The sequence below is a fragment of the Bradyrhizobium sp. CCBAU 21365 genome, assembly GCF_015291305.1.
Lineage (GTDB): Bacteria > Pseudomonadota > Alphaproteobacteria > Rhizobiales > Xanthobacteraceae > Bradyrhizobium > Bradyrhizobium elkanii.
Genome location: NZ_CP030036.1, coordinates 6,724,224 through 6,744,190, shown reverse-complemented (window position 1 = coordinate 6,744,190; position 19,967 = coordinate 6,724,224). Strand labels below are relative to the sequence as shown.

Genomic DNA, 19,967 nt, shown 5'->3' with positions numbered 1-19,967 from the left:
CATGCCGGAGCTTTCATGACGTCTGAGCCGACCGCCTCGCGCAACCGGCTGGTGCTGGTTGTCTACACCGCCGCGATCTTCGTCAGTGCCCTGTTGCTGTTCTCGGTGCAGCCGCTGTTCACCAAGATGGTGCTGCCGCGGCTCGGCGGCTCGCCGGCGGTGTGGTCGGTGGCGATGGTGTTCTTCCAGTCGCTGCTGCTCGGCGGCTACGCCTATGCGCATCTCCTGATGAAGCTGAACGGCCGTTTTGCGCCGGTCGTGGTGCATCTGGTGCTGCTCGTCGTCGCGCTCGTGACCTTGCCGCTGGCGATCAGGAGCGGCTGGGGCGAGCCGCCGACGTCCGGTTATGCGGTCTGGCTGCTCGGCCTGTTCGCGGTTTCGATCGGCCTGCCGTTCTTCGCGCTCGCCGCCAACAATCCGCTGCTGCAGGCCTGGTTCGTGCGCACCGGCCACCCGAACGGCCCCGATCCGTATTTCCTCTACGCATCCTCGAACATCGGCAGCTTCCTCGCGCTCTTGTCCTATCCGGTGCTGCTCGAGCCGATGTTCACGTTGCGCACCCAGAACCTGATCTGGACCGGTGGCTATGGTCTGCTGATCGTGCTGATCGCGGGGTGCGGCGTGCTGCTGTTGCGGTCGCCGGCCAATGCCGCCGCACTCAACATGCAGGTCGATGACGCCAATGCGCCGGCGCCGTCCTGGCCGCTGCGGGCGCGCTGGATCTTCCTCGCCGCGGTGCCGTCCGGCCTTTTGATCGCAGTGACGGCGCATATCTCGACCGACGTCGCCGCCGCGCCCTTGCTGTGGGTGCTGCCGCTGTCGCTGTATCTCTTGACCTGGGTGCTGGTGTTCCAGTCGCGGCCGCTCTTGCCGCACAAATGGATGCTGCTGGCGCAGCCGCTGGCGATTGCCGGCGTCGTGATCCTGCTTGCGGTCGGCGGCGAGCAGAACCTGCTGCTCACGCTCGGCGGCCATCAGCTCTGCTTCTTCATCATCGCGATGGCCTGTCATGGCGAGCTCGCGCGCACCCGCCCGGCGGCGAAATATCTCACCGGCTTCTACGTCGCGCTGTCGTTCGGCGGCATGGTCGGCGGCCTGTTCGCGGGGCTTATTGCGCCTTTTACTTTCTCATGGGTCGCCGAATATCCGATCCTGCTGGCGCTCGCGGCGCTATGCCGCCCGCCCGGCGGCGCGGAGCGGCTGCCGCGCGCGAGCGCCTGGTACTGGCCGTTCCTCGCGGTGCTGGCGGTGGCGCTGATCGCGCCGAGCTATTCGGCCGGCGACATCTTCAACTGGTTCGACGTGCACCGGGTCTGGGTGATCGGCGCGGTCGGCGTGCTCTCGGCGCTGCTGGCGCTCGCGCTCAACGCCAATCGCTGGAAGATCTTCGCCACCGTCGTGGTCGCGCTGGTGGTGCTGCGCGCCTATCCATCCGACGATGGCCGCGTCGAAACCGTGCGCAGCTTCTTCGGCGTGCACAAGATCGTGGTGACGCCGAACGGGCAGTATCACGTGCTGATGCACGGCACCACGATCCATGGCGCCGAGAAGTTCAAGAACGATGACGGCACGCCGGTCGCCGGAACGCCCGAGCCGATCAGCTATTATCACAAGGACGGCGGCATCGGGCGGGCGATATCAGCGATCCGCGAGCGCAAGGGCGCGCCGCTGAAGGTGGCGGTGATCGGGCTAGGTTCGGGGACGCTGACCTGCGCGTCGGCCCCCGGCGAGGACTGGCGCTTCTTCGAGATCGACCAGTCGATGGTCGATACCGCGCGCGATCCGAAATACTTCACCTACATCCAGAACTGCGAGCCGAACCTCAAGCCCGTGATCGGCGACGCGCGGCTGACCTTCGCCAAGGAGCCGGACGGCGCCTACGATCTCATCATCGTCGACGCCTATTCGTCGGACGCGATCCCGATCCATCTCGCGACCGAGGAGGCGATGGCGATCTACAAGGAGAAGCTGGCGCCGCAGGGCGCGGTCGTGATGCACGTCTCCAACCGGCATCTCGAACTCGCCAGCGTCGTGGTCGGCATTGCGGATGCCAACGACATGAAGAGCTGGGTCTACAGCGAGGATTCCGGCCGCGACAACGAGTACATCTTCTCGACCTCGGTCGTCGTCTCCGCGCGCGAGGAGGAGGACGTCGGCAAGCTCGCATCGTCTGATGTCTGGACCGAGACCGAAGCCGATGAGAAGCAGCGGGTCTGGACCGACGACTATTCGAACGTGCTGGGCGCGGTGTACCGCCGCCTGCGCGACGGCGAGCAGTAGGACCTGCAAGCCGAGCCAATCGCGGCGGCTTCCGCGCGATAATTCTCTAGCGATCGGCCACCAGCAGTCTGGCGAACTGGGGCTTGACGATCGCGGCAAACACTCCGGGATCGTCGAAAGCCCTCGCCGAGAGCATTGCCCCGTGAACCGATGCCATCAGCATCTGGGCCTCCTCGTGCGGCCGCTGGTCCAGCCGGAACAGATGCTGTTCCGCGCCGGCCTGCAGCACCGAGGCGAGCCATTCCGCAAGGTGGTGGAAGTGGGCGCGGACGCGCGATGCGACCTCGTCCGGCAACATCGGCATCTCGCCGGCAAGCATCGCGCAGACGCAGAACGGCAGCGAGGCATCGCCGATGCACGCCTGCCAGAAGTTCACGTAAGCCTGCAGTTGGTCGGCCGGGCTTGCGAACTGCTCCTGAAGCGACTTCAGGCCCAGCTCAGTCTGCTGCCGGTAGCGATCCACCAGCGTCGAAACCAGCTCGGCCTTGGTCGGGAAGTGATGGTGGATGCTGGCCTTCCGGATGCCGATGGCATCCGAGATGTCGGCATAGCTAAACCCATTGTAGCCGCCGGCGACGATGAGGGGCTGAGCGACGGCGAGAATTTTTTCAGAAGTCGAGATCATCACGTTCACGTCATGCCTACCTTCCAGTAGGTAAATTCCAGAGGCAAATCAAGACCTTCCTCTCCTCACAGCACGTCGGACGGCCAGGTTGACTCGGATTTGTCATCTACCTACTAGTAGGAAGACCAACAGGAGCCTGTCAATGCAAAGCCACCTTTCGACCCAATCCGCCTGGCTGCGATCCTATTATCTCGGGCGCGCCATCTTCTCGGTCGCCTGGGTCGCCGCCGCCGTTCTGTTCAGCGGCCAAGCCGGCCCTGCCGCGCTTCTCCTCGTGATCTACCCGGCGTGGGACGGCATCGCCAATCTGGCCGACGCCCGGGTCAATGGCGGCCTGAAGGCCAATCCGTCCCAGGCTCTGAATGTCGCGGTCAGCGCGATCACGACGCTCGCAGTGATCGCGGCGCTCAACCACAGCAGCTATGCCGTCCTGGCCGTGTTCGGGGCTTGGGCGATTCTCGCGGGCGTGCTGCAATTGTCCACCGGCGTCAGGCGCTGGCGTCATTATGGCGCGCAATGGGCGATGATCCTGAGTGGCGCACAGTCGGCACTCGCCGGCGGCTACATGATCAGCCAGTCCATCGGCACCGTTGTGCCGACCATTCTCGACGTCGCTCCCTATGCGGGCTTCGGCGCGTTCTATTTCCTGCTTTCCGCAATCTGGCTCGTAGCCGCCGGCTATCGCCACGCCCGCGCTTAGGGTCAAAGCGAGAAGCCAGGGCTCCGTTCCGATTCAATCGGAACGGAGAGCTGTCCGGCAGCACCGGAGAGCGCGAGCCCGCCATCCGCGCGACGCGACTATTTGTTTTCTGGCGGCGCCGCACTCGCGGAGGCGGGCGTCGAGGCGGCGAGCAGCGGCATCGTCGGCGTGCTTTCGCCGGCGTCCTCGTCGAGGAATTGCTCCACGCCGGCCTGGATCGACGACTTCGCGCTGTCCGGGCCGCGGTCGCTGAGATCGTTGTGCTGGAATTCGGTTCTGACCACCTTGATGCCGAGTCTCGCGCAGGTCTCGTCGTCGGGCACGACGCCCGGATCGGCCTTGAACACCGGATCCCTGGAGCGAAACGAGAGGATCTTGATCCTGCCGTCGGTGATGAAGGGAACGCGCAGATTGTCCAGCGTGACGACCTTCTTGACCAGGTCGGGATGCTGCTTGGCGAAGAACATCGAGATGTCGCCGCCGTTGGAATGGCCGATCAACGTCAGCTGGCGATAGTTTGCGTTCGGATAGAGCTTCTTGAGCTCGTCGATCGCATACATGATGTTGAAGACGCCGCGATTGTACTGCATGCGGCGGCCGACATATTCCTCGCCGACCTTGGTGACCATCGGCGCGTCGGTGTCGAGATCATGCTGAATGCTGATCACGAGGTAGCCGCGCGACGCGAACAAATTGGTGAGGAACGAGTACTCGGTATTCTTGACGGTGTTGCCGTGGCTCAGGATCGCGACCGGCAGCTCGATCATCTCGGCCATCGCCTGCATTTGCCGGTCGCGGCGCACCGCGACCTCGACCGTGACGTTGCGGTCGTCGCGCAGAACGTCGTGGAACGTCAGCGTCGTGTGACGGATGGCCCATCTGTCCGTCGTGAAATAGGCGGCCATCGCCACGATGCACAGGCAAAGGACAATGATGCCCCGTTTCATGTCGACCTCTGATCTTGCCTACGTGACCCGCGCTTCTCGCCCTGATTTCATCGGGCATGCCGCGTGCATCGGCCTCCAGGGGCCAGGCGGGCGCTTGTGCCGCCGAATATCGGGCTAGTTTTACAATCAGATGACGACGCGACGACGGGCCCCGGCGCACGATGACGCGCACCGTTTGCGACGGTCACAAGCGGGTGAGGGGAGCGTGAACTGACGGCGCGCTGCCTGCGGCGCCGTCATTGGACCACGAGAGCGTCTCAGTCCTGATAGGTGTTGCCGTAAAAGCCGCGCGGCTGATAGGCGGGGCGCGGCTGGTAGTAGCCCTGCGGCGCCGGCGCGTAGCCCTGATTGCCGTAGTACTGCTGCTGCTGCTGGCCATAGGCCTGCGCGTCGTAGACGCGGCGACTCGACGGCGGTGCCGGATAGCGGCGATCGGTCGAGCTGCCGTCGGCCGGATAGATGTAGCCGTCGTCGGCGCGGGCCTGCGCCGGATAGTCGCGCGGCTGCGGCGTCAGCACGACCGGGTCGCCGGCGGCGGCGGTGCCGTACTGCTCGTCATATTGCTGCGGCGCGCGGCGGGCGACGGCGGTGCCGTTGCGCCCACGCGGATTGCGCGCCAGCGCGACCTGCGACGAGCCGGTCAGCGTCACGGTGGTGTTGAGCACGCCTTCCTTCTGGACCAGCGAGTAAAGCGTGGTTGCGTTGTCGCGCGACAGCCGCACGCAGCCATGCGAGGCCGGCGTGCCGAGACGGCTCACCGAGTCGGTGCCGTGAATCGCATGCCCGATCTTGGTGAAGAAGATCGAGTGCGGCATCGGCGCGTCGTCGAATTCCTTGGAATAGTGATCCTCTTCCATGCGGAAGGCGCGGAAGCTGCCGTTCGGCGTTTCGCGCGACGGGATGCCGGTCGAGACCGGCCAGTGATAGCGCGCGACGCCGTCGACCGCGACGGTCATCTGCTGGTTGTCCTTGTCGATGGTGATATCGACCTTGGCCTGTGCGGCGCCGGCGGTGAAGAGCATCACGGACGTGAACGCAATGAGGAACGAACGCATTTTACCTTTGGCCTCCAGGCCTGCTCGCGAAGCCGCGGCTCTCCGTCCCCGGCAACAATATGCACGGAATCCGAACTTGGTTCCAGTGGCGGGCCAAGGCCGTGATCAATCGCCATGGTTAATCCCGCGCGCGGCGCAAACAAGGCCGAAGCCGGGCCTGCCCTGTCACGGCGGGCTGACTTTTTCGCGAGCAGGCCGCGACGGCGGCCCAATTGGTCTCCGACGGGCAACCATTTGGCCGCATGGGCGTTTAACAAATTCCCGCTTGGCGGCGCGTTCGCGCCGCGCATCAAGGAATCCAGATGAACAACACCAAGGTGAAGACCGCGGCCGTCGTCCCAGCCGGCCTCTCCGCGCGGCTCCTGCTTGCGGCCGCAGCCCTCGCTTTGACGCTGGTTGCAGTCCCCCATACCGGCCATGCCCAGGGCATCGTCCGCGGCGCGCATGAGGGCGCCTATGAAGGCAACCGGGTTGCTGGGCCGGTGGGCGGCGTGGTCGGCGGCGCCGTCGGCGCCGGTGTCGGTGGCGCCATGGGCGCGGTCAAGGGCGTGTTCGGCATCCCGGATCGCGGCTACCGCCGTGGCCACCGCTGCCGCGGCTATTACCGCCACGGCCATTTCCATTGCTATTGATCGTTGAAGAACCTGTAGCCCGGATGGAGCCAACGGGTCGCGCGAACGCGCGCCCGATGACAGGCTCCGCGAAATCCGGGTTCTGCAGGTTTGGCGACAAGGTCCCGGATTGCGCTTCGCTCCATCCGGGCCACTGAAGCTTTTTCAGTTCTTCAGCCGGTAGCCGGTCCTGAAGATCCACGCCACGATGGCCATGCAGGCCACCAGGAATCCCACGGTCATGCCGAGGCTCAGCGGCACGCTGACATCGGCGATCTCGTAGAAGCTCCAGCGGAAGCCGGAGATCAGGTAGACCACAGGATTGAGCAGCGTGATGGTGCGCCAGCCCGACGGCAGCATGTTCACCGAATAGAAGCTGCCGCCGAGGAAGGTCAGCGGCGTCACCACCAGCATCGGGATCATCTGCAGCTTCTCGAAGCCGTCGGCCCAGATGCCGATGATGAAGCCGAACAGGCTGAAGGTGACCGCCGTCAGCACCAGGAATGTCAGCATCCACACCGGATGCTGGATATGCAAAGGCACGAAAAGCCCGGCCGTCGCCAGGATGATCAGGCCGAGGATGATCGACTTGGTGGCGGCGGCGCCGACATAGCCGATGACGATCTCGAAATAGGAGATCGGCGCCGACAGGATCTCGTAGATCGTGCCAACGAATTTCGGGAAGTAGATGCCGAACGAGGCGTTGGAGATGCTTTGGGTCAGCACCGACAGCATCACGAGGCCCGGCACGATGAAGGTGCCGTAGCTGACGCCCTCGACCTCGGTGATGCGCGAGCCGATCGCGGCGCCGAACACCACGAAATACAGCGAGGTCGACACCACGGGCGAGACGATGCTCTGCAGCAGCGTGCGCCAGGTGCGCGCCATTTCGAACAGATAGATGGCCCGGATTGCGCGGTAATTCATGGCGCCCTCACGAGGCTGACGAAGATGTCTTCGAGGGAGCTTTGTTTCGTATCGAGGTCCGAGATGCGGATGCCGGCATTGCGCAGATCGTTGAGCAGGCTGGTGATGCCGGTGCGGTCGCCCTTGGTATCGTAGTCATAGGTCACGGTGCGGCCGTCGTCGGACAATTCGAGATTGTAGGCGGACAGAACATCGGGAATGGCCTCGAGCTTGTTCTGCAATTGCAGCGTCAGCTCCTTCTTGCCGAGCTTCTGCATCAAGGTCGCCTTGTCCTCGATCAGGATGATCTCGCCCTTGTTGATGACGCCGATGCGGTCGGCCATCTCCTCGGCTTCCTCGATGTAGTGCGTGGTCAGGATGATGGTGACGCCGGAAGCCTGCAGCGTGCGGACCACCTCCCACATGCCCTTGCGCAATTCGACGTCGACCCCGGCGGTCGGCTCGTCGAGGAACAGGATCTGCGGCTCGTGCGACAGCGCCTTGGCGATCATCACGCGGCGCTTCATGCCGCCGGACAGCGTGATGATCTTGTCGTCCTTCTTGTCCCACAGCGACAGGTCGCGCAGCACCTTCTCGATATGGGCGGGGTTCTTCGGCTTGCCGAACAGGCCGCGGCTGAAGCTGACGGTCGCCCACACCGACTCGAACGCGTCGGTGTGCAGTTCCTGCGGAACCAGCCCGATCATCGACCGCGCCGCGCGATAGTCGGCGATGATGTCGTGCCCGCCGATCGTGATGCGGCCCTCGCTCGGATTGGCGATGCCGCAGATGATGCTGATCAGCGTGGTCTTGCCGGCCCCGTTCGGCCCGAGCAACGCGAAGATCTCGCCCTTGACGATATCGAGATTGATGCCTTTCAGCGCCTTGAAGCCGGAGCCATAGGTCTTCGAAAGATTGGATACGGAGATGATCGGCGACATGCAGGGCAGGGAGCGTGAGGGAGGGGCGCGCGCGGATTGGGCACGGGCGGAGCGGATGCGGGTCAAGCCGAGATAGGGACGCACGGTCCGTTCTGCAATCGCTCGGCGAGTGAGAAATTTATTCTGCGGTGTCCGCTCTCCCGGTTGCGGGCTTCTGCAACTGACGTGTCCACGTCGTCATGGCCGGGCTATCGAACGAGGCTGATAGCCTGCCGTGATGGGCGCACTGCCAAAATATCGAAAACAACCCCATGCAAAGGAGTCGGCGGCTGCCGGCGGGCACGGCAACTTGACTCGTCGGGCAAATCAGCGCTACTCTTCTATTATTCCGAAATCATGAGGGTGCCCCTCGCTCGGGGCCATCGCATATGGCATTTGGGGACTACCGCGACTGACGTGGTGTCATGGCCGGGCTATGGGACGTGGCCGACAGCCATATGCGATAGCCCTGCCCGCGCAAGCGGGAGTGGGGACGCAGTTCCGACGCCCTGCTATTTAATCCAATCAGTGCTTCTTCGCCGATTTCGCCGGCTTCTTGGCGGCGGCCGCCGGGGCGGGGTGCGCGGGCGGCTCGGCGTCGGCGAGCTTCGCGACCAGCATGATCTGCACCTGGCTGTTGACCGGCGCGTTGGGACGGGCGGGGTCGAGCAACTGCTCTTCGCCGAGCCCGACCGACTGCAGGCGTTTCGGCGCGATCTTGTAGGTGTTGACCAGGATGTCGCGGATCGCGTCGGCGCGCCGCTGGCTCAGCAGCACGTTGTTGTCGCGCCGTCCGCCCGATTCGATGTGGCCGACGATCAGGAAAGTGTAGGGCAGCAGCGCGGAATGCGTCAGCGCGTCGGCGATCCGTCCGACGGTCGCATAGGACTCCGGCATCACGATCGGCGTGTCGACGTCGAACCTGACATCGACATTGAACGCCGGCAGTTTGGTCAGGTCGGGGGCGATCGGCGGCCGGCTCGAGGGCGGTGGCTCGTTCCTCGATCGCGACTTCGATCGTTCCAGCGTCTGCAGGCGCAACGCCGGGACATCGATCGCGGCGTCGGTCTCGAAATGATTGAGCTTGGCGATGATGTCGTCGCGCGTGACGGCGGTCTGCGCCTGCATCGGCGAGAGCGGCATCGCCAGCACGAGCAGCGCGCCGAGCAGGCCCGACAGACTGATCTCGCGCGTGCCTCGTGCCGACAGCCGCATCATTGATACCCCGCGTCATTGATCGCCTGGGTGCAGTTGCGGCTGAGGCCCTTGGCGCTGACGAGGCAGGGCACCGACTTGCTGGTCTCCTTGGTCGAGCCGCCGCAGACCTTGACGATCTCGCGGGTGCAGGCATTCGCAACGGTGACGCGCGCCGCGATCCGCTTCTGGATCGCATCGAGAGTAGAGAAGTAGCTCTCCTTACACTGCGGCGAGATCACGTCGCGGTTGCGCGACAGGCATTCCTTGAGGCGGTTGGAGTCGAGATTGACGCCGCGGCAGTTGGCGGTGATGTCGGCGCCGCAGGCCTTGGCCAGTTGCGCTGCAGAATCGCCAAAGCTCATCGTCTCCGCGACCGCCAGCGACGGCGCGGTGAGCGCGATGACAAAAAAGAAAAACCTCCCCCGGACCATGGGGCCATCTCAACCCGTGAATTCAACCGGGGTCAAGGGCTACCAACAGAGAAGACCGCCAAAGAAGGTCGCTATGTCACACCCGTTCCACAAAGCTGTCGACCACCTTCTTCTCGCCGGCCTTTTCGAAGGCGATGGTCAGCTTGTTGCCGTCGATCTTCACCACATGGCCGTAGCCGAATTTCTGGTGAAACACCCGGTCATCCAGCGAAAAATCCGACGTCGTGCCGGTGGACTTCGCCACCAGCTCGCCCTCGATCACGACAGGGCCGCGCTTGCTGCGATTGAAGCTTTCGGAGGAAAAGGACGATTGCCGCTCCTCGAAGCCGCTGCCGCCGCGGCCCCCGCCGCCGCGGTTGCGGTTGGCCTGGGCGCGCTGCCAGCCCGGGGTCGAATAGCTCGAGCCGAATGATTCGAGGTTGTCGAAGCGCGATGCGCCATAGCCGCCGCTGCCGCCCCAGCCCGATCCGCCCTTGGATTCGGTGATCTCGACATTGTGCGCCGGCAGCTCGTCGAGGAAGCGCGAGGGGATCGTGGTCGACCAGGTGCCATGGATGCGGCGGTTGGTGGCGAAATAGATTTTTGCGCGGCGGCGCGCCCTGGTCAGCCCGACATGGGCAAGGCGGCGCTCCTCCTCGAGCCCGGCGCGGCCCTGTTCGTCCAGCGTGCGCTGGCTCGGGAACAGGCCTTCCTCCCAGCCCGGCAGGAACACGTTGTCGAATTCCAGCCCCTTCGCCGAATGCAGCGTCATCAGCGACACCGCCTCGTCGCCGGCCTCGCCGTCGCGGTCCATCACCAGCGAGATATGTTCGAGAAACCCTTGCAGGTTCTCGAATTCCTCCATCGAACGCACCAGCTCCTTGAGGTTCTCCAGCCGGCCGGCGGCATCAGCCGAGCGGTCCTTCTGCCACATCTCGGTGTAGCCGCTCTCGTCGAGCACGATCTCGGCGAGCTCGGTATGCGAGGTGACCTCGCGCTGGGCGCGCCAGCGGTCGAACTGCATGACGAGATCGCGCAAGGAGCCGCGCGCCTTCGGCTTCAGCTCGTCGGTCTCGACCACGGCGCGCGCCGCCTCGAACAGCGGAATGCGGCGCTTGCGGGCATGGTCGTGCAGCAGCTGCACGGTGGCGTCGCCGAGCCCCCGTTTGGGCACGTTGACGATGCGCTCGAAGGCGAGATCGTCGGCCGGCGAATTGATGGTGCGCAAATAGGCCAGCGCATCGCGGATTTCGGCGCGCTCGTAGAATCGGGGGCCGCCGATCACGCGGTAGGGCAGGCCGAGCGTGACGAAGCGGTCTTCGAACTCGCGCATCTGGAACGAGGCGCGCACCAGGATGGCGACGTCGTTGAGGTTTTCACCTGCGCGCTGCAGCTCCTCGAGCTCCTCGCCGATCGCGCGCGCTTCCTCCTCCGAATCCCAGGAGCCGGTGACGGTGACCTTCTCGCCGTCGACATCCTCGGTGCGCAGCGTCTTGCCGAGCCGGCCTTCATTATGCGCGATCAGATGCGAGGCCGCGGCGAGGATGTGGCCGGTGGAGCGATAATTGCGCTCGAGGCGGATGACCTTGGCGCCGGGGAAGTCGTGCTCGAAGCGCAGGATGTTGTCGACCTCGGCGCCGCGCCAGCCGTAGATCGACTGGTCGTCGTCGCCGACGCAGCAGATGTTCTTGAGAGCGGTCTGTTCCCTCTCCCCGTCCTTCACGGGGTCGAGACGAGCGGAGCTCGCTCTTAGAGGGTCGGGGTGAGGGGCTCTATCCTCGAGCTCAGCCCGCGGAGAGTCCCCCTCACCCGGCGCGCCTTGCGCGCCGACCTCTCCCCGCAAGCGGGGCGAGGTAAGCTCGCCCGGGATCACCGCCGAGAGTGGCTGGCCCGGCCGCGACGGCGCCTGCGACAGCAGCCGCAGCCACAGATACTGCGCGACGTTGGTGTCTTGATATTCGTCGACCAGGATGAACTTGAAGCGGCTCTGGTACTGCCGCAGCACGTCGGGATTCTCGCGGAACAGCCGGATGTTCTCGAGCAGCAGGTCGCCGAAATCGGCCGCGTTGAGGATCTTCAACCGCTCCTGATAGGTCGCGTAGATCTTGCCGCCCTTGCCGTTGCCGAACGAGGCGGCTTCGCCCGCCGGCACCTGCGACGGCGACAGGCCGCGGTTCTTCCAGCCGTCGATCAGGCCGGCCAGCATCCGCGCCGGCCAGCGCTTGTCGTCGATGTTCTCGGCCTGCAGCAATTGCTTCAGCAGCCGCACCTGGTCGTCGACGTCGAGCACCGTGAAGTTGGATTTGAGCTGCACCAGTTCGGCATGGATGCGCAGGATGCGGCCGCCGATCGAGTGGAACGTGCCGAGCCACGGCATGCCCTCGACCGCCTGGCCGAGCATCTGGCCGAGCCGCAGCTTCATCTCGCGCGCCGCCTTGTTGGTGAAGGTCACCGACAGGATCTCGTGCGGCCGCGCGCGGCCCTGGCTCAGGATATGCGCGATCCGCGTCGTCAGCACGCGTGTCTTGCCGGTGCCGGCGCCGGCAAGCACCAGCACGGGGCCGTCGAGCGTCTCCACCGCCTCGCGCTGCTCCGGATTGAGGCCGTTCAGATATTGCGGGCCGCCTGCCGCCGCCCGCGCACGCGCGGCGATGCCGCCAGCCGCCGGCTGGTGCTCGGGAACGCCGTGATGGGGCAATTTGCTCGGCTCGGTCATTGGCGAATCGTCTCGGCCCCACGATGGCACCGCGGGACGGTGAAGGGGAGCCTTCTTAACAGGGATTGAAGGCCATATAGGGCCTGATCGGCCGTTTTGACAGGTTTTATCGCGGCTGACGGGAACGCTTTTGGCAGCAGCCCACACTCAATCCTGGTTCCGGAAATCGGCGAAAATTTCGCGGTTTCACGCTCAGGAACATGCGTTTCCCGGCCGGATTGTTTCAACAGGTGCGCGCCGGACGGAGGTCCGCGCCAAGGAAACAGCAGGGAAACGAAGCGGAGTTTTGATCATGCTGAGCTGGGTCGTCACGTTCCTGGTCATCGCCCTGATCGCGGGCATTTTGGGCTTTGGCGGCATCGCCGGCGCGTCCGTCGAAATCGCCAAGGCGATCTTCTTCATCGCTGTCATTCTGTTCCTGGTGTCGGCGGTGGTCGGATTGGTGCGCGGCCGCACAAGGGTCTAGCGAGGCAATCGGTTGCGTGCCTGCCGCAGTGACAGCGCAAACCTCTCCCTCTGGGAGAGGTGAAGAGTCCGCGGCGAGATCTACTCCAAACAGCCTACTTCGAGGGCATCGCCACGTTGCGGCCGATGCCCTCGGGACGTGGTACACCCGCATAGCTGTCGACGGTCGCGCGAGCGCGGGCGCGGATATCGGGCGGAAACGGTGCCACCTTGCGCGCTTCCATGTCGATGTGCAGCGTGAGGTTTTCCGAGGTCGCGGAGAGCCAGCCTTCGGTGGCATGACGCAGCTCCTCGAAGGTGTGCAGCCGCTTTTCGTCGGCGCCGAGCAGGTAGACCTGGACCTGCACGGGATCGCCGAGATGAATCTCCCTGAGGTAGCGGACGTGGCACTCGGCGGTGAAGGTCGAGCAGTGCCGCGCCTTCATGTAGTCCGGCCCGATGCCGAGCTGCAGCCACATCTCGTCGATGGCGCGGTCGAACATCACGTTGTAGTACGCCATGTTGAGATGGCCGTTGTAGTCGATCCATTGCGGCTCGATCTGCATCACCGAGGATCTGAACGGGGCCGATGGAAGCGGCATCTCGCTGGTGGCAGTCGCTGAAGTCATGATCCATCCCCGGTTCGTTGGCGTTCGAGCATGAGCTTTTCTGTGACTCCGGCGTCCACTTTTTCAAGTCAGGCTCTCTTGACCCCTTATACAAGCTTTGCCACGGTCGGCTAAAGGTGGGAGGAAATTTGACGTGGCGACAACGATTTCGAGCAATGTGACGCGACCTGAGCCGCAGGCCCTGAAGCGCGCGATCGACGCGCTGGCGGCGCGGTTCGGCAACCGGCTCGTCACGTCGCAGGCGGTGCGCGAACAGCACGCCCATACCACCACATGGCTGCCGACCCAGCCGCCGGACGCGGTCGTGATGGCGCAGGAAACCGCCGACATCCAGGACGTGGTGCGAATCTGTGCCGCCAATCGCGTGCCGGTCATCGCCTTCGGCACCGGAACCTCGCTCGAGGGCCAGGTCAACGCGCCCGCGGGCGGCATCTGCATCGATCTGCGCGACATGAACAAGGTGCTCGAGGTGCATGCCGAGGACCTCGACTGCGTGATCCAGCCCGGCGTGACGCGAAAGGCGCTCAACGAGCATCTGCGCGACCAGGGCCTGTTCTTTCCGATCGATCCCGGCGCCGATGCCTCGCTCGGCGGCATGACCTCGACCCGCGCCTCCGGCACCAACGCGGTGCGCTATGGCACCATGCGCGAGAACGTGCTGGCGCTGAAGGTGGTGCGCGGCGACGGCGAGATCATCACGACAGGCACGCGCGCCAAGAAGTCGTCGGCCGGTTACGACCTGACGCATCTGTTCGTCGGCGCCGAAGGCACGCTCGGCATCATCTCCGAACTGACCATCCGCCTGCGCGGCATTCCCGACACGATCGCTGCGGCGGCCTGTTCGTTCGACACGGTCCGTGGCGCCTGCCAGGCCACGATCCTCGCGATCCAGACCGGCATTCCGGTCGCCCGGATCGAGCTGCTCAATGCCGCGCAGGTGAAAGCCTGCAACAGCTACTCCAAGCTGTCGCTGCCCGAGACGCCGCTGCTGCTGCTGGAATTCCACGGCAGCGAGGTCGAGGTCGCCGAGCAGTCGAAGAATTTCCGCGACATCGCCGCCGAATGCGGCGGCGGCGACTTCACCTGGACCACCAAGCCGGAGGACCGCACCAAGCTGTGGCAGGCCCGGCACGACGCCTACTGGTCCGTCAAGGCGCTGCGTCCCGGCGATAGCATCGGCGTCGTCGCGACCGATGTCTGCGTGCCGATCTCGCGGCTTGCCGACTGCGTCACCGAGACCGAGGACGATCTCAAGCGGCTCAATCTGCTGTCGCCGATCGTCGGTCATGTCGGCGACGGCAATTTCCACTGCTCGCTGCTCTGCGATGCCAACGACAAGGACGAGATGGCGCGCGGCGAGGAGTTCATGCACCGCCTGGTCGAACGCGCCCAGGCCATGGACGGCACCTGCACCGGCGAGCACGGCATCGGGCAGGGCAAGCAGAAATATTTGCAGGCCGAGCTCGGGCCGGAGGCGCTCGACGCGATGCGGGCGCTGAAGCATGCGCTCGACCCGCAAAACATCTTCAATCCCGGAAAGATCGTCCCGGCCGCCTGAGGCGTCGTCACGCCGCGCAGGGGCCGCGAACGTCCGCGCGTGCGTGTCACGCACGGAACTTTTCCGCCCGCCCGGCGTCTCTCTTGTGTTACCGCGACGTGTGCGGTGCGCGGAGGGAGGACGCCGTGATCGGACGGGCAATTGGAATTGCGGTCGTGGTGCTTGCGATGGCGCTGTCGGGCGACGCGATTGCCCGAGGCGGCGGCGGCGGGCACGGCGGCGGCCATGGCGGAGGGCATGGCGGCGGCCATGGCGGAGGGCATGGCGGCGGCCATGGACATGGCGGTGGCCATGGGCACGGTGGTGGCCATGGACGTGGCGGGCATGGCTTCGGCCACATGCATTTCGGCGGCGGCCATCATGGCGGGTTCGGCCGTTCGCATGCGATCTCGCGATCAGGCTTCGCCGGCCATGGCGCCTTCGCATCGCGCGGAGGCGGCAATTTCGGCCGGATGCGCAATGCCGCGATCGCACCAGGCCATATGCGCAATACGTTCAACTCGCTGTCGCGCAGCGGCGCATTGCGCAACGGCCGGCTGTTGAGCAACCCGGCGGCGCGCGCGCAGATCGCCGCGGCCGCGGCGCTCGCCGGCTGGCACGGCGGGGCGGTGGCCAACGGCTGGTGGCAGCATCCCGGCGGCGGCTATGGCTGGGTCGGCCCGCTGTTCTGGCCGTTCGCGTACAACGACATCTACGACTACGCGATCTGGGGCGACGACATCGGATTCTGGGGCTACGGCTATCCGGACATCTATGCCGGCATCTTCGGGCCTTATGGGTATGACGATCTCAGGGGCTATCTGCCGGAGCGCCGGACGGGCCGCCGTTACCGCGGCGGCGGGCGCATCGAGCAGATGTGCGGCAATGACAGCCGTTCGGTCGCCGGCCTGCCGGTGGATCAGATCGCGGATACGGTGCAGCCGACCGAAGCGCAATCAGCGGCGCTCGGCGAGCTCGGCAACGCGTCGCTCGCGGCTGCCCAGGTCATTCGCGCGGCATGTCCTGCGCAGGTGGTGTTGACGGCGCCGAACCGCCTCGCGGCCATGCAGCAGCGGATCGAAGCGATGGTCACCGCGGTCGGAATCGTGAAGTCTCCGCTGGAGAAATTCTACGGTCTGCTCGATGACGAGCAGAAAGCGCGGCTCAACGCGCTCGCCGAGAACCAGCGCAAGGAAGCCGCGGCCCGTGATCCGAACGCGACGGTCGCCCAGAGCTGCGGCGCCGCGCAGCCCGCGATGCAGGAATGGCCGACGGGCGAGATCGACGCGCGGCTGCAGCTCAGCGACACCCAGCGCGGTGCGCTTCAGGTGCTGCAGGACGCCAGCGCCGACGCCGCGCGGAAGCTGAAAGCCGCGTGCCAGACCAACGAGGCGATGACCCCGCCCGCACGTCTTGCCTTCGTTGCCAAGCGGCTCGACGTCATGCTGCAGGCGGTCAAGGATGTCCGCGCCGCGCTTGAGAATTTCTATGCCACGCTCAGCGATGAGCAAAAGGCGCAGTTCGAGGCGATCGGGCCGAAACGATCTGCGTAGAGTGCTGTCGGTTTGCGCGAAAACGCGGCAAGCGAGAGTCCAGCAGTCTCGGCTCTGACGCAATCAGAACCGAAACGGGCTTTATTCCATAAATTCGACATCGATTTGCGCGGGGATCGGCGGCCGGTGTGGCCGCCGGGCCATAGTGTGCACCTCTTGCTCGGCACCGAGTGGCCTCCGCGGTTCACAGGTTGCGCCTAAGCCAGCTATGCTTGCCGTGCTTTTTTCAAGGTGCGGCGATGTGGTGGTTCAACAAGGCCGGGAGCAAGGATATCTGGGACGATCCCGTCGAGCGTCCGCTCGGCGACATCGAGGCGGCGCAGCGGATTCGTGCGATCTGCCGCGATGCCGCCGGCTGTGCCGAGGCGGTCGGCTCGCCCGACAAGCGTCCTCCGAACAAGCAGCAGATCGAGCGTGATCGCTACGAGCGCGCCGCCAAGGTCGCGATGGAGACCGCGATGAAGATCTCCGACGAGCTGGTGCGGGATTCCGCGGTGCGCGAGATCGTCGGTCTCTGCATGAAGGCCAATAACATCAAGACGGGGCGGGCGCTGTTTCGTGCCATCCACGCCGGCTCGATCAAGGCGGAAGTTTTGAGGGAGCATCCGACGCTCGAGGGCGAGCAGGCCTGAGGTCGTCCAGTAGCCCGCATGAGCGAAGCGATATGCGGGAACGGTTTCCCGGGTATCGCTTCGCTCACCCGGGCTACGGACCGATCCCATCAATCTCTACGCCTGCCCGCCGAGCGTGCGGACCGCTTCGTCGACGCTGCGGAAGACGTGGTCCCGCGGCAACACCTCGTAGAGACCGAAGCGCTCGAAGGCGTCCTGCGCGCGCTCGGATTCGAGCCGCGCCACCGCCACCGTCACGCCGTCATCGCGGCATTCGCGGAACAGATCGCGCAGCGCCTGCGCCGCCGTGAAATCGATCTCGATCATGCCGCTGGCCTCGATCACCAGCAGCCGCGGCTTGGGTGTCGCCCCGCTGATGGCCTTGAGCACGCCGCTGTGGAAACTTTCCGCGTTGAGGAACGACAGCGGGGCTTGCAGGCCGACGACGGCAATCCCGGGCGTGCGCTCGCCTGTGACGTGCGGGCCCGTCGGCCACCAGATCGTGGTGCCGGGCACATGGACGAATTCGGCAAGCTGGCCGCGCGTCGTGGTCCAGATGCCGTGCAGCAGCGACAAGGCGATGCCGACGGCGACGCCTTGCTCGATCGGCAGCACGATGATCGCGGCCGCGGTCGCCACCACCAGCAGGAATTCATAGAACGACTGACGGAAGATTGCGACGATCTGCTCCACGCGGATGATGCGCAGCGCCACGAACAGCAGGACCCCGCCGAGTGCCGCGTCGGGCACGTGCCGCAGCAGCGTCGCGCCGAACGCGAGCAGCGCGAGCACGATGGCCGCGGCGAACAGCCCCGAGAGCTGCGTGCGTCCGCCGGTCTCCGAAACGATGCCGGTCCGCGGCGGGCTGGCGTTGACGGGAAAGGCGCCGAACAGCCCGGACAGCACGCTGCCGGCACCGGCGCCGAGGAAGTCGCGATCGACGTCGGCCGGCTTGTCCGGATCGGACAGGAACGAGCGCGTCGTCGCGGCGGTCTGCACCATGACGACGACCGCGATCAGGATCGCCAGCGACAACAGCTTGATCCAGCGCTCCGGCGCGATGTCCGGAAACGATGGCGTCGGCAGCGTCCCGGGCACGGTGCCGACCGCCTTGACGCCCTTGCTTTCGAGATGGCCGGCGATCACGGCGACGGTGGCCACGACAAGGCCGATCAGCGCGCCCGGAATGCGTGCGCTGATCTTCTCCGATCCGGCGACCAGCGCCAGCACGCCGAGGCCGATCGCCAGCGTGTAGAGATTGGTTTGGCCGATCTCTTCAGTGAGCAGCCCGAGCTTGTAGAGCGTCGGGCCGTCCGGCGTGGTCAGGCCGAGCACGCCGGGCAATTGCGAGACCAGGATGTGGACCGAGATGCCGGCGAGGAAGCCCACCGTCACCGGCGTCGACAGCAAATTGGCGATCCAGCCGAGCTTGAACAGGCTGCCAGCGATCATGATCGCGCCGACCATCAGCGCCAGCGCCATTGCCAGCGCCTGATAGTCCGGCGAGCCGGCGGTCGCCATCAGCGCGAGGCCGCCGGCGAAGATCGGCGTGATCGTGGAGTCGGCGCCGCAGGACAGGAAGCGGTTGGCGCCGAACATCGCAAAGCCGAGCGAGCCGGCCATGAAGGCGAAGAAGCCGATCTGCGGCGAGAAGCCGCCGAGCCGCGCGGTCGCCATCTGCTCGGGGATCGCGATCGCGGCGAGCGTCAGCCCGGCGATCAGGTCGCCCGGCAGGTCGCTTGACCGGAACGCCCTGAGCGAACTGAAGATCGGCCAGCTGGCGTGGGTCTGACGATCCTGGCCCATCGGTGTCTCATGAGGATTGCCGCGATTCCGCAATAGTCCGACATCGCGCGGCCAAAATCCAGCGGACGGCAGCCTGCGTCGGCGCGAAGACCTAGCCGATATTCTGCAGCGCCGGGAAGGTTTCCAGCAGCCAGACGCTGACGCTGGACACTGCGCCGGTCAGGAAGCCGATGCCGGTGACCACCATCAGCACGCCCATCACCCGTTCGACGGTGTCGAGATGGCGCTTCATCCGCGCGAACAGCGAGGAGAACTGCTTGACCATGAAGGCCGCGAGCAGGAACGGGATGCCGAGCCCGGCGGAATAGACCGCGAGCAGGCCGGCGCCTTTCGTCACCGTGGCCTCCGCGGCCGCGATCGAGAGGATCGCGGCGAGGATCGGCCCGATGCATGGCGTCCAGCCGAAGGCGAAGGCCAGGCCCATGACATAGGCGCCCCACAGCCCGACCGGTTTCGGCGCGGTCAGCCGTCCCTCGCGCATCAGCAGGCCGATCCGGGTCACGCCGAGGAAGTGCAGGCCCATGATGATGATGACGATGCCGGCCAGGATCGAGAGCTCGGCCGACCAGGCGCGCACCAGCCCGCCGACGAAGGACGCGCTGGCGCCGAGCGCGACGAACACGGTGGAGAAGCCCAGCACGAACATCAGCGCCGCCGTCATCACCGCGCGCTTGGAGGCCGCGGTGGCGCCGTCCTGGTTGACCTGCTCGATGGTCGCGCCGGTCAGATAGATCAGATAGGGCGGCACCAGCGGCAGCACGCAGGGCGACAGGAAGCTGACCAGACCGGCGATCAGGGCCGCCGGGATCGAGACGTCGTGCATCAATGAAACCTTCGCAGATAGCGCTCCTGTCTTGGCGTCTACGCCGCCAACAATCCAGAAGTTTCGTCGTCGCAGCCTTCAACTATGGTCACAGGGTCGTGTGCGGGAGGCCGGGACCCATGACCACCGCTGCACATGGTTGCGGCTGCGGCGTATGGGTCCCGGCCTTCGCCGGGACGACGACGGGGAGGGAGCTG

The 19,967-nt window shown here is 65.5% G+C and carries 18 protein-coding genes; 7 read left to right on the top strand and 11 right to left on the bottom strand.

Going from position 1 to position 19,967, the window contains the following annotated elements:
- The first annotated feature begins 15 nt into the window (after window positions 1-15).
- The gene (locus XI02_RS31830; RefSeq protein WP_194483246.1) at window positions 16-2,280 is read left to right on the top strand and encodes a spermidine synthase; all 2,265 of its coding nucleotides are present in this window, start codon (window positions 16-18) and stop codon (window positions 2,278-2,280) included.
- A gap of 46 nt (window positions 2,281-2,326) precedes the next feature.
- Here XI02_RS31830 and XI02_RS31825 read toward each other — a convergent pair whose 3' ends face one another.
- Window positions 2,327-2,914, bottom strand: coding sequence for a TetR/AcrR family transcriptional regulator (locus XI02_RS31825; protein WP_016841568.1), 588 nt, complete (start codon window positions 2,912-2,914; stop codon window positions 2,327-2,329).
- A gap of 133 nt (window positions 2,915-3,047) precedes the next feature.
- Here XI02_RS31825 and XI02_RS31820 point away from each other — a divergent pair, with 133 nt between their 5' ends.
- A complete protein-coding gene (locus XI02_RS31820) occupies window positions 3,048-3,605 on the top strand; it encodes a DUF308 domain-containing protein (RefSeq protein ID WP_172647439.1) in 558 nt (185 codons plus the stop codon).
- Window positions 3,606-3,703: 98 nt separating this feature from the next.
- Here the strand turns inward: XI02_RS31820 and XI02_RS31815 are convergent, their stop codons facing one another.
- Both XI02_RS31815 and XI02_RS31810 read right to left on the bottom strand, forming a co-directional pair.
- A complete protein-coding gene (locus tag XI02_RS31815; RefSeq protein WP_244981067.1) occupies window positions 3,704-4,552 on the bottom strand; it encodes an alpha/beta hydrolase in 849 nt (282 codons plus the stop codon).
- Between the two features lie 257 nt (window positions 4,553-4,809).
- The gene (locus tag XI02_RS31810; RefSeq protein WP_172647440.1) at window positions 4,810-5,607 is read right to left on the bottom strand and encodes a L,D-transpeptidase; all 798 of its coding nucleotides are present in this window, start codon (window positions 5,605-5,607) and stop codon (window positions 4,810-4,812) included.
- A 302-nt stretch (window positions 5,608-5,909) separates the two neighbouring features.
- On the opposite strand from XI02_RS31810, the gene XI02_RS31805 reads away from it, so the two are divergent.
- A complete protein-coding gene (locus XI02_RS31805; RefSeq protein ID WP_172647441.1) occupies window positions 5,910-6,239 on the top strand; it encodes a hypothetical protein in 330 nt (109 codons plus the stop codon).
- A 144-nt stretch (window positions 6,240-6,383) separates the two neighbouring features.
- On the opposite strand, the gene XI02_RS31800 is transcribed toward XI02_RS31805, so the two are convergent.
- From XI02_RS31800 to XI02_RS31780, 5 genes are all read right to left on the bottom strand, one after another.
- On the bottom strand, window positions 6,384-7,145 hold the full coding sequence (locus XI02_RS31800; RefSeq protein WP_028342160.1) for an ABC transporter permease: 762 nt from the start codon (window positions 7,143-7,145) through the stop codon (window positions 6,384-6,386).
- Window positions 7,142-8,065: an ABC transporter ATP-binding protein gene (locus tag XI02_RS31795; RefSeq protein WP_018273008.1), complete on the bottom strand. Its 924-nt coding sequence runs from the start codon at window positions 8,063-8,065 to the stop codon at window positions 7,142-7,144. The genes XI02_RS31800 and XI02_RS31795 overlap by 4 nt, the downstream gene beginning before the upstream one ends.
- A gap of 504 nt (window positions 8,066-8,569) precedes the next feature.
- Window positions 8,570-9,262: an OmpA family protein gene (locus XI02_RS31790; RefSeq protein ID WP_069277977.1), complete on the bottom strand. Its 693-nt coding sequence runs from the start codon at window positions 9,260-9,262 to the stop codon at window positions 8,570-8,572.
- Complete coding sequence (locus tag XI02_RS31785) at window positions 9,259-9,672, bottom strand: hypothetical protein (protein ID WP_016841558.1); 414 nt, start codon at window positions 9,670-9,672, stop codon at window positions 9,259-9,261. The genes XI02_RS31790 and XI02_RS31785 overlap by 4 nt, the downstream gene beginning before the upstream one ends.
- Before the next feature lie 76 nt (window positions 9,673-9,748).
- Entirely contained in the window at window positions 9,749-12,367 is a 2,619-nt protein-coding gene (locus XI02_RS31780; protein ID WP_069277975.1) for an ATP-dependent helicase, read from the bottom strand.
- 292 nt (window positions 12,368-12,659) lie between these two features.
- Here XI02_RS31780 and XI02_RS31775 point away from each other — a divergent pair, with 292 nt between their 5' ends.
- Window positions 12,660-12,833 carry a DUF1328 domain-containing protein gene (locus tag XI02_RS31775; protein WP_016846258.1) on the top strand — a complete coding sequence of 58 codons (174 nt, stop codon included), beginning with the start codon at window positions 12,660-12,662 and terminating at the stop codon, window positions 12,831-12,833.
- A 94-nt stretch (window positions 12,834-12,927) separates the two neighbouring features.
- Here XI02_RS31775 and XI02_RS31770 read toward each other — a convergent pair whose 3' ends face one another.
- On the bottom strand, window positions 12,928-13,413 hold the full coding sequence (locus XI02_RS31770) for a thioesterase family protein (RefSeq protein WP_172649119.1): 486 nt from the start codon (window positions 13,411-13,413) through the stop codon (window positions 12,928-12,930).
- A gap of 160 nt (window positions 13,414-13,573) precedes the next feature.
- Between XI02_RS31770 and XI02_RS31765 the strand changes: the two genes are divergently transcribed.
- From XI02_RS31765 to XI02_RS31755, 3 genes are all read left to right on the top strand, one after another.
- Complete coding sequence (locus tag XI02_RS31765) at window positions 13,574-14,998, top strand: FAD-binding oxidoreductase (RefSeq protein WP_172647442.1); 1,425 nt, start codon at window positions 13,574-13,576, stop codon at window positions 14,996-14,998.
- A gap of 125 nt (window positions 14,999-15,123) precedes the next feature.
- Complete coding sequence (locus tag XI02_RS31760) at window positions 15,124-16,530, top strand: Spy/CpxP family protein refolding chaperone (RefSeq protein WP_172647443.1); 1,407 nt, start codon at window positions 15,124-15,126, stop codon at window positions 16,528-16,530.
- A 239-nt stretch (window positions 16,531-16,769) separates the two neighbouring features.
- Window positions 16,770-17,162 carry a hypothetical protein gene (locus tag XI02_RS31755; RefSeq protein ID WP_069277973.1) on the top strand — a complete coding sequence of 131 codons (393 nt, stop codon included), beginning with the start codon at window positions 16,770-16,772 and terminating at the stop codon, window positions 17,160-17,162.
- Between the two features lie 96 nt (window positions 17,163-17,258).
- Here the strand turns inward: XI02_RS31755 and XI02_RS31750 are convergent, their stop codons facing one another.
- Together XI02_RS31750 and XI02_RS31745 are read right to left on the bottom strand one after the other, a co-directional pair.
- Complete coding sequence (locus tag XI02_RS31750) at window positions 17,259-18,947, bottom strand: SulP family inorganic anion transporter (RefSeq protein ID WP_172647444.1); 1,689 nt, start codon at window positions 18,945-18,947, stop codon at window positions 17,259-17,261.
- Between the two features lie 91 nt (window positions 18,948-19,038).
- Window positions 19,039-19,770, bottom strand: coding sequence for a cytochrome c biogenesis CcdA family protein (locus tag XI02_RS31745; RefSeq protein WP_016846251.1), 732 nt, complete (start codon window positions 19,768-19,770; stop codon window positions 19,039-19,041).
- Between the last annotated feature and the right edge of the window lie 197 nt (window positions 19,771-19,967).